Source organism: Kribbella sp. CA-245084 (assembly GCF_050942355.1).
GTDB lineage: Bacteria > Actinomycetota > Actinomycetes > Propionibacteriales > Kribbellaceae > Kribbella.
Window position 1 is genome coordinate 4,008,188 of sequence record NZ_CP192053.1, and the last position, 14,939, is coordinate 4,023,126.

At 70.4% G+C, this 14,939-nt stretch carries 4 protein-coding genes; all 4 read right to left on the minus strand.

Annotation, left to right across the window (positions count from 1 at the left end; genetic code table 11):
• Positions 1-2: 2 nt before the first annotated feature.
• Positions 3-6,419 carry a hypothetical protein gene (locus ACQPYH_RS19255; RefSeq protein ID WP_432893129.1) on the minus strand — a complete coding sequence of 2,139 codons (6,417 nt, stop codon included), beginning with the start codon at positions 6,417-6,419 and terminating at the stop codon, positions 3-5.
• Positions 6,420-6,548: 129 nt separating this feature from the next.
• Positions 6,549-7,106, minus strand: coding sequence for a hypothetical protein (locus ACQPYH_RS19260; RefSeq protein ID WP_432893131.1), 558 nt, complete (start codon positions 7,104-7,106; stop codon positions 6,549-6,551).
• Positions 7,107-7,109: 3 nt separating this feature from the next.
• Complete coding sequence (locus ACQPYH_RS19265) at positions 7,110-7,640, minus strand: hypothetical protein (RefSeq protein WP_432893133.1); 531 nt, start codon at positions 7,638-7,640, stop codon at positions 7,110-7,112.
• Positions 7,641-7,673: 33 nt separating this feature from the next.
• Complete coding sequence (locus ACQPYH_RS19270) at positions 7,674-14,819, minus strand: hypothetical protein (RefSeq protein ID WP_432893135.1); 7,146 nt, start codon at positions 14,817-14,819, stop codon at positions 7,674-7,676.
• Between the last annotated feature and the right edge of the window lie 120 nt (positions 14,820-14,939).

A 14,939-nucleotide genomic window follows, 5' to 3' on the forward strand; every position in this document is an offset into this window, starting at 1 on the left:
GTTCACTCGATCGTCATTCCGGTCCCGGGGTTGGATGCGTGCATCCGGCGTGCGGGTGGGCCGTCGGTGTCGTGAGCAGTCGGCGTACGGCGCATCCGCGAGTCCGTCTCGACCAGCGCTGATGCGGGGATGCCGTTCTGTTGCAGGGCGTCGACGACCGCTCCGGTGAACCGGCCCGACGTCGACGCGTGGAGTTCACGGAGATCGACGCGGCCCTCCGCGAGCAATGCGAGTCGCGGGTGCAGCGTGGCGAACGCCTCCGCGAACTCGCCGTCGGTCCGGCTCGTCAGCGTGCCGTCCGGCCCAGCGACGTACACCTGACGCGTGCCGCTCGACTCGCGGATCGTCAGCCGCACGTTCACGCCGTCGCGGCGGGCCTGGCCGAGTGCGTCGACCAACGGCTGGTATGGGTGCTGCTCGTCGGCGTTCACCCGCAGCGCGACGGTTCGGACCCCGGCGGCCTTGGTCTGCTGTGCCGGGTCCCAGCCGCTGAGCGCGGGCTCGCCGGCCTCCATCCGGGCGCGCATCGCGTCGTACTCGTGGCGGAACATCGTCAGGTACGCCTCGCCGGACGCGGCCCGGTGCACCGAGTCGGCCTTCTCCACCTTCGGCCGGTGGTTGCGGTCGATCCGGCGGCGCTCGAAGTCGAGGTGGTAGTCGACGCTGACCTTGACCGTGACGACCTGCCCGGACTCGTACACGCCGGTCTCGTGACGCGCGCCGACCGTACCGGTGTCCTGCTCGCCGACGCGACGGCCGGAGTTCAGGCCGACCGTGATCGCGCCGCCGGGCAGCGTGCCGCCGAGCGAGCGGGAGCCGGGGAGCAGGCGGTTGCTGCGCGCGGTCAGCTGACTGACGCGCAGCTCGCGGGAGTTCTCGCCGAGTTGGGTGGTCGATTCCTCGTCGGGATCAGAGATCAGCTCCAGACCGGATACCTCTGCGCGGACCCGGACGACCACGACCCGCGAGGTCTGCCCGGGGATCGCCAGCGGGACGAGTTCGTGTCCCGAAGGGCCGGCCATCTCCTGGAAGGCGACCGCACGGTTCGCGGCACCGAGCAAGGACTCCAGTGTCGTCTGGTGCATCCGGACACCGGCGCTCCGCAACAGGTCAGGTCGGCCGAGACGTGCGACGGCCGCGTCGAACAGAGCGTTCTCGGGCGGCGCATCGGGCTGGTGGGGGAGCGTGCCGTCGACGAGATAGTTGTCTGGCAGCCTGACGGCCCGATGGTCGGCGACCTCTGGACCGTCCTGTGCAGGGGCCGAGTGGAGTACGGACGCCGGCACCGACAGGCTGATGCGCCCGGAGGCTTCCCGTCGAGTCACGGCCCTCGGTCGGCCGCCGGGCTCCGCGGAATCCTCGACCTCGATGACGACCTGGTAGTCGCGCTCGATCCGGACCGTCGACAGCGACAGACCGGTGCTGATGCGCGTGTTCAGCTCGCTGCTCGACGACGTCGTCGACGTAGCGAGCTCCGCGCCGGCCCCGATGGTCGCGGACGCCCCTTCGGTGGCCGAGACACCGACCTGACCGCTGTACGACGTACCTTCCGTCACGCTCCGGGTGCGATCTCGCAGGCTCCACAGCTGCTGCAGGCCGTACCCGTTGCCGCTCTGCCCTTCCGTCCCGCCCGCCTCGGTGGTCACCGGGCCGACGAACCGCACCTTCACCCGGACCCGGAGGTTGCGAGTGCCGGCACCGTCGCGGACCGGCAACTCCCGGACGAAACCACGCGGGTCGAGCATCTCGTCTAGCTGGTTACGCCATCGCGTACCGCTCAGATCACCGCGCAACGCATTGGTCAGTACGGCGTCGTCCAGCGCCTGCGGCGAATGCTCCGCGACCGTGGCGCAGACCTCGCGGAACATGTCGCTGTCGTTGCCGTCCTTGTCCTGCAGCGACGATCGGTCGACCTGGGCGGCACCCAGCATCTGCTCGTAGTTGCGCGGCATCGGCACCTCGACCCGCAACCGCGCCAGGACCTCCGCCTCCACGAGCGCGGCGTCCAGCCCGGTCCCGCGCGGAGTCGAGAGACCCGTTGCCTCGCGCAACTTCTTCGCGAGCCGCTCGTCGGTGTGCGTTGCCGCCAGCCCGCCGGCTCCGGCCTTCTCGAGGCGATACCGACGCAGTAACGCGGTCGTCGTACGGCGGGGGAGATCGAGGTTGTCGTCGAGCAACCGCTCGACCGCATCCGACACCTGGTGCAGAGGAAGGTCCAGCTCGTTCCGCCCGTACGCCCGGAGCGCGTCGCCCTCAGGAAGTGTGAGTACGACGGCACCTGTGTCCAGCGGGATCGTGCGAACCGCGGCACTGCCGGACCGGAGCTGAGCTTCCAGGACCAGGTCGCCCCAGAACTGGTAGTGCTGCCCGTCCCGCATCAGCGTCCGCTCGACGCCGCTGGTGGACGTCTCCGAGCCCGACGAGGAGACGGTGCTCGACCGGTTCAGCCCGATCGATCCGCTGTGTCCATGCCCGTCGGCCGACACCGAGCCGGTGCCTGCACTCACGCCGGCCGTTGCGCCGGTGGAGACACCCGATGTACTGCCGGTGCTCGCCAGCGTCACGTTGAGCTCGGCGAGGATCGGGTGCCCGCTGCCGACGTACCTGAGGTTCTCCACGCGGGTGGTGACGCTGAGCGCAGTACGGCGTGGGCTCAGGCCGCGGCGTCGTATTGCCTCGAGCGCGTCGGAGGGCGCCGGGCTGACAGCCAGACCGGTGCGGTACTCCGTGGTGAGCAGCTCCGGCCGGGAGATGAGGTTCCGCGGCGCGAGGAAAGCGCTGAGGTGGTGCTGCGCAGAGCTGTCGCCCCGCCCGAGCTCCGGCACGGCCTCGATCAGTCGACCGATCGGATCACGTGCGTCGACATGCTGGACCGTTGCGGTCTGCAACAAACCCGGATCGACCCGATCGCGTACGGCGGGCGCCGGCTGCTCAGGCCCGGCGCAGAACTCGCTGTCGAGACAGACCCGCGCGCTGCCCTCCGACGTCACGATCGGCACCGACTCGCCGTCGTCGGTGATCTCGCTGATCGTGATCGTGTGCGGTACGTCGAACACCGCGACCTGGGCGCTCGACTCGGACACCGTCATCCGGTACACGCCCCGGCTCGACGACGAGGTGAGGGATCGGCCCATCGACGACCGGCCGACCGACGCCCGCGCCTGCGGCGTACTGCCCGACTGCCCAGCCGCCGGAGCGTTGCTGACCCCGAGGTTGGCCGACCACGGCAGGCTCCGCGACTGGCTGCTGGAGCGACCCGACGTACTCACGCCGATGTCCACGTTGACGACCATGTCGTCGTCCGCGACACCGATCGGCGTCGCACGATCGAAGTGCTGTTCGATGGCGATGCGATAGGACCGGACCCGAGGCGGGTGGCCGGTGCGGTGCTCGGTGAGCTGGAACGTCAACCGGTCCTGCGCCGCATGGTCGTACCCGGTCTCGAGGCGATGCCTGGCCAGCTGCTGGCAGGCGCGCTCCCAGTTCTCCGTCCGGCTGAGCAGGACAGCCGGATCCTCACCTGCAAGGCCCTGGGGCAACGGGTGGCCGTCGGCCAGCGGTGGAACCATCGACTGTCGGGACAGGTGCGCGAGGAAGCCTTGCAGGGCCTCGTCCGCTCCGGTCAGCTCCCGGATCATCGCAGGCCCCGCGCCACGCAGCTGGCCTGGTCCGTTGCCGAGCCACGCCGGCAGGTGGAGCGGGGTGTCCGTCGGGTGTGGGTCTCCGCGCAGCAACAGCCGGCCGTCGGCGCTGCGGCGCAGGCGACCGTCTTCGCGGACGAGCGCCGCTGCGGGCACCGGCAGGCCGTACCGGAAGGCGTCTCGCTCCGCCATCCGCAGGTACGCGTCCCCCTCGCCCTCGGTGGTGAACGACTCTGCGCGGTCGAGGCGGTGCACGGTGACCTTGTGCCGCAGTCGCAGCTTCACGCCGACGGTCGGCGCTACTCGTTGGGTGCTCCAACGACTGCCGAGATCGGCAGTGGACGCGGTGTCCTCCTGACCGGTGTTCCGGCCGGCGCGGACACCCGGGGCAACGTCGACGGTCGACGAGCCGACATCGGACAACGCGGTCGTCGCCGTGGCGCTGAGCGTGCGGGAGTTGCTGAAGCCCTGTGTACCGGACGTGCCGGAGTTGCCGACCCGCCAGATCTCGAGCTTGTGATCGGGGGAGCTGTCACTGACCAGCTCCGCGGTCTCCAGCTCGGCGACGGTCTCCAACTGCGCCCAGGCGACCGGCCGCCCGCCGTTCGTGATCAGTCGCCAGACACCGCCGGGCCGGGTCGTCTCGTCCAGCCGGGTCATCGCGTCCTCGGCGACCAGGCTGCGGATCCGGTCGTGGCCGACGCGGTCCAGCGATCCGAGGCGCCGACGCAGGTCCGCCACCGTCCGGTCGCACAGGTCATTGAGCCCGTCGACGCGGGTCGCCATGTGCTCGGGCATCGCCGTACTGCGTTCCGCCGACAGGCCGAGCGTCTCGAGGTCGGTCTGGTCGGCCGGCGGCGGCACTGTGTAGGTGTGGATGTATCCGAGGTCGAGGGTGGCGGTGTCGTGCTCAGCGCCGGAGTCGACGACGTGGACAGGGGACCAGTCGCCGGCCGCCGACTCACGGATCCGCCAGCTCCAGCGTGGCTGCGTCGACCGGTACCGGAGGATCTCGCCGCGGAGCGCCTCGACCGCACCGCTCTGCGCGTACTCCGTGGCCCCGCCGCTGACCGTGAGGCCGCGCCCGGTCGCTGACTCCACGCCGGGCGAGACGACCTTCGCGACCGCCTTGAGCTTGCTGGTGTCCGGCAGCGCCTCGGTCATGACACGCAGATCGGCGCCGAGCGTCGTACCGGAGGTCTGGATCGCCGAGGTGGCGACGTTGTACCCGCCCTGGACCACCTGCCCGACCTGGGCCTCGTCGATGGTGAGCGGACTGTCCAGGACCTCCTGCAGCTCACCGGGATCGAGCTTCAGGTGGAACTGGATGAGCCCGTCGACGTCGGCGCGGGGCTCGTTGCCGATGGTCAGCACGAAGCCGTCCGGCGAGAGGATCCGGCGACTCTCCGCCCGCAGCGTCCGATGCAGAACATCCGGGGTGAAGCTGTACGGCGACTTGCGGTCGGCCAGGGCCTGGTTGAGCTCCCGGCACAGCCTGGTCAGATGCGGCAGCCGACCGGACGGAAGCCCGTTGTGCAGCACGCCCTCCGCCGGGAGCGTTGCCGCCGTCGCCTTCTGGTAGGCCTCGACCTGCGAGGCGGCCGCCTGCGTAGCGGTCTGCAGGTCGTCCGACTCCAGCAGGTTTCGGTAGGCGTCGGCAGCTGCACGCGCCTGGTCGGCGGCGGTGGTGCAGTACTGCGCGATCTGGGCGTGGCGTTCGGCGACGCGCAGCCGGCGTACGCCCTGGGCGCGGATCCGGCGGGCGCGCTCGTGGGCGGACGCATCCTGGCTCGCGGCTTGGCGGTCTGCCGCCGCGAACAGGTCGGTGGCCTGGTCACCCGCGGTCGCTGCGCTACGAGTGCGTACGTCGGCACGGTGGGCCTGATCCGCGGCGGCGGAGTCGAGGTCAGCGATCTGCCGGCGTACGTGCGCTCGGAAGCTGTCGTCCGGTCCGTGCTGGACATCAGGGACAACCACCTGCACCCCAGCCGACGGAAGGCGCGGCGCGGGATGACCGTTACGCCGGATCGCCTGCGACAGGGTCTCCAGGTCTCGCTCGATGTCTTCGAGCGGACGGCTACCGGACCGCTCACTCCACTCGCGGCTGAGCTGCCGAAACTCCTCGTACTGCGCTTCGGCCCGGCGATCACGCGTCTCGCGATATCCGTCGGCCGCCGTACGACTCTCTTGCACAAGCCGGCGGAAGAATCCGCGCGACGGGGTGTCTGGGCTGCTTGCAACTGGGACGGTCGGCGTTGGTGTTCGCAGGAGGCGTTCGGCGTCGCGGGTCAGGGACTGCGACTCGGCGATGAGGTCCGCCGCCAGGGGGCGGCCGGGGGAGTGGCGGCGGGCGCAGACGTTGGTCAGGCGGCGCAGGTCGGCGTCGGTAGTGAGCTGGTTCCCGTCGAGGACGTCCTGGAGCAGCGCCTGCGTCTCCGCCCGCTGGGACTCGGGCAGCCCGGGCAGGTCGAGCAGTGCGTCCAGCGCTCGCGTCGCGCCGTCCGCGCGGGACCCACCGCGAACGCGATCGACCTCGGCACCGACGAGCGCCACCGCCTCGGCGATGAGCCGGTCGTCGGTGATCTCACCCGCGCGGCGGGCCAGCCTGCGTTCGAGCCGGCGCAGCATCTTCCGGGCGAACCGCTCCCGGGAGTGCCGCAGCCGGAAGGTGCCGTCACGAAGGGCGATCGCCTCCGGAGCCGCGATACCGAACGCCACCCCGAGCGCCTGACGCGCACGACCCTGCGGGTCGTCCACGGTGATCGCGGCAGACGTCAACCCAGCACTCCCCGTTCAACGTGCCGGTATTTTCACCAGCTGTGAGCGGGGACATTAGCAACCTGATGTTCAGGTTTTCGCCATGTTTCTCACCAGTAGAGTAACTTTCTGCCGGTGGCCTTCGTCACATCAGGATCGCTTGTACAGCGCGCGGAAATCCTCCAGCGTGCCGCGGTAGTACTCGAGATCGTCGACGAGCTTCGCGCGGCTGACCAGATGCGGGTGCCGAGCCTTCGCCGCAGTGCCGTATTCCGACCAGATGTCGGCGTCGGGAACCTCGTCCGCATCGTCGGGCAGGAACTTGATCGCCTCGCTGACCGCGTCGGCGGCGAACTCCCAGTTGAGCTCGACGATGGTGCGGTCCTGATCCGGCGCGCCTGTGTAGGCCATGTCGGCGTCCAGCGCGCGGCGGGCGAACGACGCCGAGACGATCGCCCACTGCGCCGCGTCGATCAGCTGCGACTTGCCCAGGCCGAACCGCGCGCCGACCGCGGTGGCCGCACGCTCGGAGGCGTACGGGATGGTGATCTCGCCGGCCTGCGACGCGAAGACCCACGCGTCCGTGCCTTCGGTGACATTGACTCCCGGCTCGGGCCTGGCCGGCACGAGCGCAGGCGCCTCGGGGTCGGCCGCGGTCACCAGGCTTACGTAGATCTGCGCCTCGGTCAGGGTCCTAGCGGTCAGCATCGGTTATCTCGCTCCTAGCTCTCGGCCAAGCTCGTCGTACGTGTCACGCGCTATCAGCAACCGCTCCAGCCGGAACCGCCCCGGCTCCGCGTCCCGGACCGCACGACCTTCCCGCGTCCAGAACCCGTCCTGCGGTACGGCGTCCGCGCCGGGCGGCACGAACTTGATCACCTCGTCCACGGCTGCCCGCGCGACGGCCAGCACCTTACCGGCCTCGGCGGGGTCCGCGGGGACTTCCGAGGCGGCGGCGTCGGCGACGTCCAGCCACTGGCCCGCATCCAGCACCTCCGACGGCTCCGGTCCGCCGAACGTGGGCCAGCCACGCACCGGCGTCTCCCGAACCGGTAGACCGAACAGGTACTCGCGTTGCGCGTTACAGCCGGGACAGCTCGCGGCGTAGCTGGACGTCAGCTCACCGTCGACCTCGATCAGCGCCTGTTCCCAGGGCGCGTCGATCGACCCGCAGTCCGGGCAGGGATGCAGCTCCAGGTACAGCTGCGCCTCGTCCCGGGTCCGCGCCACCGCGAATGCCATACCGCCCCTCTCGCTCTCCGGAAATCATCGCCTTCAAGGTCCGCTCATCGTCTGGCCGTGGCCGGTCGGTGCAATGGTTCGGCCACCCGACGGATGGTGCACGGTCGGAGCGGCCGCCGGCGTCATCGTGCGCGCGGCGGTGGTGTAGTCGAGCGCTTTGAGCACATCCCGCGGTACGCCGGACTTCTCCAGCTCGGCCGCGACCTTGCCGCTGAAGCTGCCGTCCGGCGACGACGTGTTGTAGAGCTCGCGCAGGTCGACCCGGCCCTCGGCCATCCGCGCCAGCTGACGATTCAGCGTCGCGAACGCGGAGGCGAAACCGCCGTCGTTCACCCCGAGCAGGGTCGCAGGTCTGTTCCGGGCGGGATCGCCCGGCAGGGCCTGGTACTTCCGCTCTGTGCCGTTGGCCTCCTTGACCAGCAGGACGACGGGCTTCTGTGTCGCCTGCGCCTTGTCGATCGCCGCCAGCAGCGGCCGGTACGGCTGGTAGAGCGCCGCGTCCTGTCCCTCGCCGTACTCGGTCATGGTGATGTCCGGCCGTCCCAGCTTCTCCGGCACGGCCTGCAGCCGCGAATCCGCGAGGACGGAGTCCAGCGCCGCGCCCTGCTCGAGCTGCCGGAGGCCCTCGAGGTACCGGTGAGCGAGCATCCGCACGAACATCTGACCGTTCGCGAGGTTCGGCACATGGGCGGTCTTCTTCGTGACCTGCTCGCCGCGGCCGTTGTCGGTGCTGGTGCGGATCGTGGCGTCGTACACGACCGGGATCCGGACCGTGACCATCTGGCCCTCGAGGAAGCGGCTGAGCTCGAGCCGGCTGCCGTTCGCGTCGCCGGTCTGCTCCTTGACCTGCTCACCCATCGAGCCGCTGACCGACGCGATCCCGCCGTCCAGCCCGCCGGTCGCGGTCAGCGGCGTACGACGGTTGCGCGCGCTGCCGGAGCGGGCCACCCGCTGACTACGCCAGACGTGGCCCTCCTGACCCGGTGACGGGTCGCCGTCCAGCTCCCAGCCGACCGGGACGGCGTTGACCGTCACGTTGATCATCGTCTTCCCGTTGCCCGGCTTGGCCATCGGCACCAGGTCGATGCCGCCGTCGAGCAGCCGCCCGATCTTCGCCTTCAGCGCGCTCGGCTTGAGCGTCGCCCGGATCAGGTGCCGGAAGTCGGCCAGACCACGCCGGCCGAGGAACTGCGGCTGCCGCAGTACGGCGCTGAGGTTGTCGAACAGCTGGTCCTGCTTCTTCTGACCCCGGCCGAACGGCACCGAGCGCAGCGGCATCGCGCCCTCCGGGAGCCGGACCGTGCGGTGGTCGGGTCGGTCCTCGGCCAGCTCCGCGGTCTGCGGCGTCGGGCCGTCCTTCAGTTCGCCTTCCGGCATCATCGTGTACAGCGTCGCGGTCAGCTCGCGCGGCGCGGACCGGGTGACGTTGGCGTCCGGGTCGAGTCGGCGCAACTTCGCGCTGGTGCTGCTCATGGCCGCCGCGCCGGCGTTGTGCAGCCGGACCACCTGGGTGGTGAAGACGACCTTCCGCTCGGCCAGGTTGCGGACGAAGTTGCCGTGCCGGCGCAGGATGGTGTTCTGGTGCCCGTCGCCGAGGGTGTCGGTCGTGGTCAGGTCCGTCGCGACACCGGCCGTGGGGCTGACGCCGCCCGCCCCGGGAACACCGCCGTCGGCGCCTACCGAGATCGACTTGGTCCGGCTCACGGACCGGTCGCGCTGCTCGTAGTCGTACGCCTGCTCGGCACCGCCGGCCTGTTCCGGCGCGAGCTTCGGCCGGCCGTGCTCGTCGGTGAGGATGTTGCCGTCCTTGTCGGTCAGCACCGTTCGGACGATCACATCGCCCTCGAAGCGTGCCTGCACCACGCCGAGCATGACGTCGGGATGCTCCCGGCCGTCGAGCGGGGCCTCGAGCGGGATCTCGATTCCGGCCGGGCCGAGCATGTCGTCCAGCTGGCCGCCGAGGTTCTCGGGTTTGAAGCCGATCTCCAGCCCGGCTTGCAGCACCGGACTGGCGTTCCGCAGGCCGGGGGCGATCTCGTCGATCTGGGCCGCGATCTGCGGAGCGAGGTCGGCAGGCCGGGTCAGCTGTCCCGAGACCACCACGAGCTTCTCGACCTCCGCCGCGCCCAGGCTGTCCTTGTACGGCCCGGTGGCGTGCATGGTGCGGCCGGTCTTCGCCAGCTCGTCGGACTGGTCGATGCTCGCGGTGAGCTTCTCGTCCTCGGTCTGGTACTGGTCGGCTGCGGTGAGCCCTTCCGCACGGAGCTTCGCAGCGAATCGGTCGGTCGTGTGCGTCGCCGCGAGACCAGTGGTGACGCCCTGCTTCTCCAGCGTGTAGCGCCGGACGAAACCGCCGCGGACGCGCGGACTGAGCGGAAGCTTGTCGTTGAGATACCGCTCGGCCGCGTCGCTGACCGCGCTGAGCGGCAGGTCGAGCTTGCCGGACGCGTAGAGCTCCAAAGCCCGGCGCTCGGCCATCAGCTTCTGCACGGTCGCGTCGGGCAGCGGCACAGTCTTGACGACCTGCCCGTTGTGCACGATGTCCGCGAACATCCGGTACTGCTCGAGGAACTGGTGGTGCGTTCCGGCATTGATCAGCAGACGCTCTTCGCCTGACGTCTCGCTGACCGTGGTCGATTGCGCCGTACCGCCGGTCCGTCCGAGCGACAGGCCTCCGGAGTACGCCGAACCGTCCGCGGCGACCGGACCGCCGCCGGCCCTACCGCTCACGCCGCCAGAAGTGGACGTCCCCGACGTGTAGCCGACATCGCTCATCGTGAAGTTGATGTCGACGCTGTTCTGCTGCGTTATCGCGACATGGGTGAGGCTGACCGCCTCGCCGCGGATCTGCACCTGGTACTGCTGCGGGAGGATCGTGCCGTCCCGGAGGGCTTGGACCGGGTTGCCCGGCGCCTGGACCACCATGAACGTCGGCTTGTACGTCCCGTTCATCCAGTCGCGGTTCGCGACCAGGCTGGTCGGGGCCAACGCCGCATGCAGCGCCGGCAGCGCGGTGGAGTCGGCGCGGATCGCCGGGATCGCGTCGACCAGCGCATCGGCTGCGTTGCCCGCGTCGACCGCGACGGGCATGGCCTGCTCGACGGCCTCCGCGGTCGGCACCTGAGCCTGCCCGAGCATCGGCGTACCGGCTCGGGCCAGCGGGCTGTCGTAGGCGAGCTCCATGCTGCCGAGGACATCGGCCAGCGGTGTGGCATCGCCGTTGTCGGTGATCTCCGCGAACTTGATCCGGATGTTCTGCCTGACCCGGTCCAGCGGTTCGGTGCTCTCGCTCAGCGTGACCCGGTTGATCCGGAGTCCCGCCGTCCAGCTCATGTTCCGCATGAACGCGGACCGGCTGGCCTTCACCCCGAGCTTGGCGGCCCAGCCGCGGACGCCCTTCGCCGGTGCGATCCCCGCTTCGATCCCGGCCGAGACCGGGACCGAGCTGCTCCGCCCGATCGTCCGGCTGGAAGCCACCGAGCTGATGCCGAGCGGCACCTGGTTCTCGTTCGTGCTCGTGCCGCGGCCCTCGGAGATGAAGGCCCCGGTGTTCTTGTCGTACTCCTGGTCGACGGTCAACCGGTACGGACGCCAGCGCGGTGTGCCGGCGAAGCCCTCGTCCTCCAGTACGACGATCAGGCCGCCCTGGCAGGCCTCGTTGATCCCCGCTCCGAGCCGCGCCGCATTGATCGCCTGTACGACGCGCTCGTGGTTGGCCAGCTGGGATCGCGTCGCGGGCCGGTCGCCGCGCGGGCGGTCGTACTCGTCGAGCTCCGGCACCAGGCCCTGCGCCCTGAGCCCGACCAGCGCGTCGTGGCAGGCGACGTCGGCGCCGACGATGTTCTGGACCAGGCCCTGGCCGACTCCGCGGATCTGGCCCGGGCCGCGACCCATCCATGGCGGCGCGGTCTGCGGACCGGTCGGCGGCTCCGGGTCGGTGCGCAGCAACGCCCGGCCGTCCTTGTCCGTCCGGATCGCGTCGTGCTCGTCCCGCTGGACCGCCTTCGCATCCGCGCGTCCACCGGCCCGCAGCAGGTCGCCCTCGGCGACACGCATGTGCGCCGTACATGCGCCGTCGGCGACGATCGGCGGTTTCCGATCGCCGACCCGGCGCAGTGTCGCCGTCGCCCGCAGCGGGACCTTGACGCCCTGCGTCCCCATGAACCGGTGGACGACGGGCGAGATCGTGGTGTTGCTGATGTTCTGGCCGCCCTGGCGGGACACGTTGCGCCCGGCCGAGACGCTGGGCGAGAGGTTCACGCCGGAGCCGCCGACATTGTTCAGCGCCGTCGCCGCGCCCAGCGGGTGGGCCGCGTCCCGTACGCCGGGGAAGGAGAGCGATCCGGTGCCGGTGAGCGACGCGCCGTACGTCTGGCTCGCGTTGCCGCCGAGGAAGCCGACCGGAACGTCTTCCATGCCCATCTCGAAGCTGAACTCGCCGACGAGCTCGGCCTTGCTCCAGTCCGGGGTGAGTTCCCAGGTGAGCTCGTACTCGTTGTTGTCGGCCGCCCGGAAGCTCCGCGTGACACCGCCCGGCCGGCTCATGTCGTGGATCAGCCGGGGGGTGTCGGTCACGATCAGGCCGGAGATGTGGCTGGCGGTGACCTCGTCCAGGTCGCCGTACCGCTCGTGTGCCTTGCGCAGGACGTCCGTGGCGACGCCGCGCAGACCGTCGACGCTGTCCATCGTGTAGCGCGGGAACTCGCCGGTGACGTCCTGGGCGCGGCCGAGGCCCGCGAGTGTGACCGTCTTGGCCGCAGACTTCACGGTGTACGGACTGGCCACCCAGGTCTGCTGAGGGCCCGCGTCGATGCTCCGGACCGGGGACCACGGCTCGGTGGGGGAGTTGCGAACCTCCACCTCGAGGACGCCGTCCCACTCCACCAGCAGCGACTCGCCCCGGTGGACGGCAACCCTGCCGCGCATGTGATAGCCGGACTCGCCGGCGTTGTCCGCGAGGGTGTGGCCGTGGGTGACCTCGAGCTTCGGCTTGGTCAGCTGGGCGGCCGCGTGCAACGGCGTACCCGGTGCGGACAGCGCGATGATCGGCTGCAGGTTCAACCCGACGGTGGTGCTGCCGGAGTGCGTGTTCGTGGTGCCTGCGCTGATACCGCCTTCGCCGAGTGTGCCGGACATCTGCTCGGCCATCTCGAAGTCGCGGCGGGTGATCTCCCGGATGTTGCGGGCGCGCATCCGGACCCGGACCTCGGGCATCTCCGAGATGCTGCTGTCGCCGTCACCCGGGACCGGGAACACCATGCCGTCCTGCGAGAGCAGCAGGCGGTACTCCGCACTCTCCAACGGCAGCGGCCCGGTCCGGGGCAGCTGACGGGAGGCGCCGCTCGCGGCCAGTTCCTCGTTGATGACGTCGACGGGCAGCTCGACCGGAGCACCCTCCGGCGTGCCGGTCATCAGCACATCGGCGACCGGCATCGCGGCGTTGCAGCTCTGCTCGTACTTGGTGACCTGACTGCGCGCAGCGTCGGCCAGCGCCTTGAGTTGGCCTTGCGACCCGCCCGAGTCGATCCCGTCGAGCAGCGTCCGGTAGGCCGTCAGCGCCTGCCGTCCCTCGGCCGCGGCATCGCCGTACGCGGCGCTGATCTCCTTGTGCCGGGTGGACTTGTTCTCAGCGGCCGTGGCTGTGACCCGGAGCATCCGGGCGCGTTCGCCGGCGCCGACGTCGAGGCCTTGCTCCTCCTCGTCAGCCTTCAGCTTGGTCTCTTCGGCCGACTCCGCAGCGGTCCGCGCAGTGTCGGCCTTGGTGGCCGACTGCGACTGGAGCTCGGTGACTGACGCCTCGAGCGACTGGATCTGAGCGAGGACCTCTTCGCGGAGGTGCGCGACCGAGTGCGGCGCAGGCCGCTCGTTGGCGCGTGCTGCGGCGACGCCGAACGCGGTCGCCTCAGGTCCTGCGATCGCCTCTGCCGACCAGGGGAGGACAGGCTCCGCGCCGCCGTGACGGCGGATGGTCCTGGCCAAGCCGTTGAGGTCGCGTTCCAGCTCCGGCAGGCTGCGCGGCCCGCTCGGAGCGCCGTTGGCGAGCGTCTCGGCGCGAGCCTGCTGCCAGTCCCGCACCATGACTTGGTACGCGGCGTGGTCGGCGTGGAGCCGGCGGTCGCGCCGCTCGTGGCCGAAGACCGACTTCAGCCGGCGAAGTACGCCGCGCGGCCGGTCCGCCTGCGCGGCCGCGATCTCCTGTGTCATCAGGGAGAGCTGGTGGGTCCACACGTGACGCAACTGCTCGTCGGCGAGCCGCGGCGAGATCTGCAGGATGTGCGGGTCGTCCGCCGTACCGGATCGGATGATGCCCTGCGCCATCGCGCCGAGCGTGGTCTTCCCGATCTCGACCCGGACATGCTGCGGTACGTCGGTGGCCGTCGTCCGCAGGATCGCCTGGTCCCTCTGGAGGTCGACGGTCGGCTGGTCGGTCACCGACGCAGCCAGATCGACCTGGTTCATCGCGGCAAGAGCCGTCAGCGCATCAGATCCGGTCAGGTCGGTCTGGCCACTCGGTCGTCCGCCGGCACCGGTCACCAGGCCCGTGCCGCGAACTTGCGAGGTCCAGACCCGCCGACCTTCGGCACGTCTGTGGTTGCTGCCGACCGGAGCGCGATGTCGCCGGCCAGCTGAGTGGTTCGGTGGCCCGTTCACCGGTCCGTTCACGCCGAGAACGAGGGCATCGCGGCTGATCGTCGCCGAGGCCGACACGATCGTCGACAGCGCGACGGGTCGCGTTGATCCGGGCAGGCGGTCCAGCCTGGCTGCGGCCTCCGGGTCGTCGGGGGCGGCACTGGTCAGCGCGTATCTGAGCAGCGCCTCAGCCTCGGCACGGCGGGACTGGTCCAGTCCCGGGCCGTGCAAATACTGGTCGAGCGCTCCGACCGCACCGCGAGCCGGCACCTGACCGCGGGCCCGGGCCACCTCGGCCCCGAGTACGCAGATGGCCTCGGCCAGCAGACGGTCGTCGGCGGCACGATCCGCGGCCCGGCGAACAAGTTGCGCCTCCAGGGCCCGCATCACGTTCGCCGGGACCATGTCGTCGCGACCGGTCAGCCAGACCCTGCCGTTACGCAGCGGAACGGCGGACGGGTGAAGGATCCCGAGCGCGGTTCCTACTGCCCACCGGGCGCGAGTCGTCGGATCGGCGGCGGACGAAATGGGTGTGGTCAGCCGACTCACCCCCTCCCGTTGGGTGTCCAAGTGCTCACCAGTTGTCACTAGGACGTCCTAGTTCCGGAATCTAGCAAACAATCGGTTACTCGCCAGCAACTCGAATCACCCGAACTGTTAACGATTTAC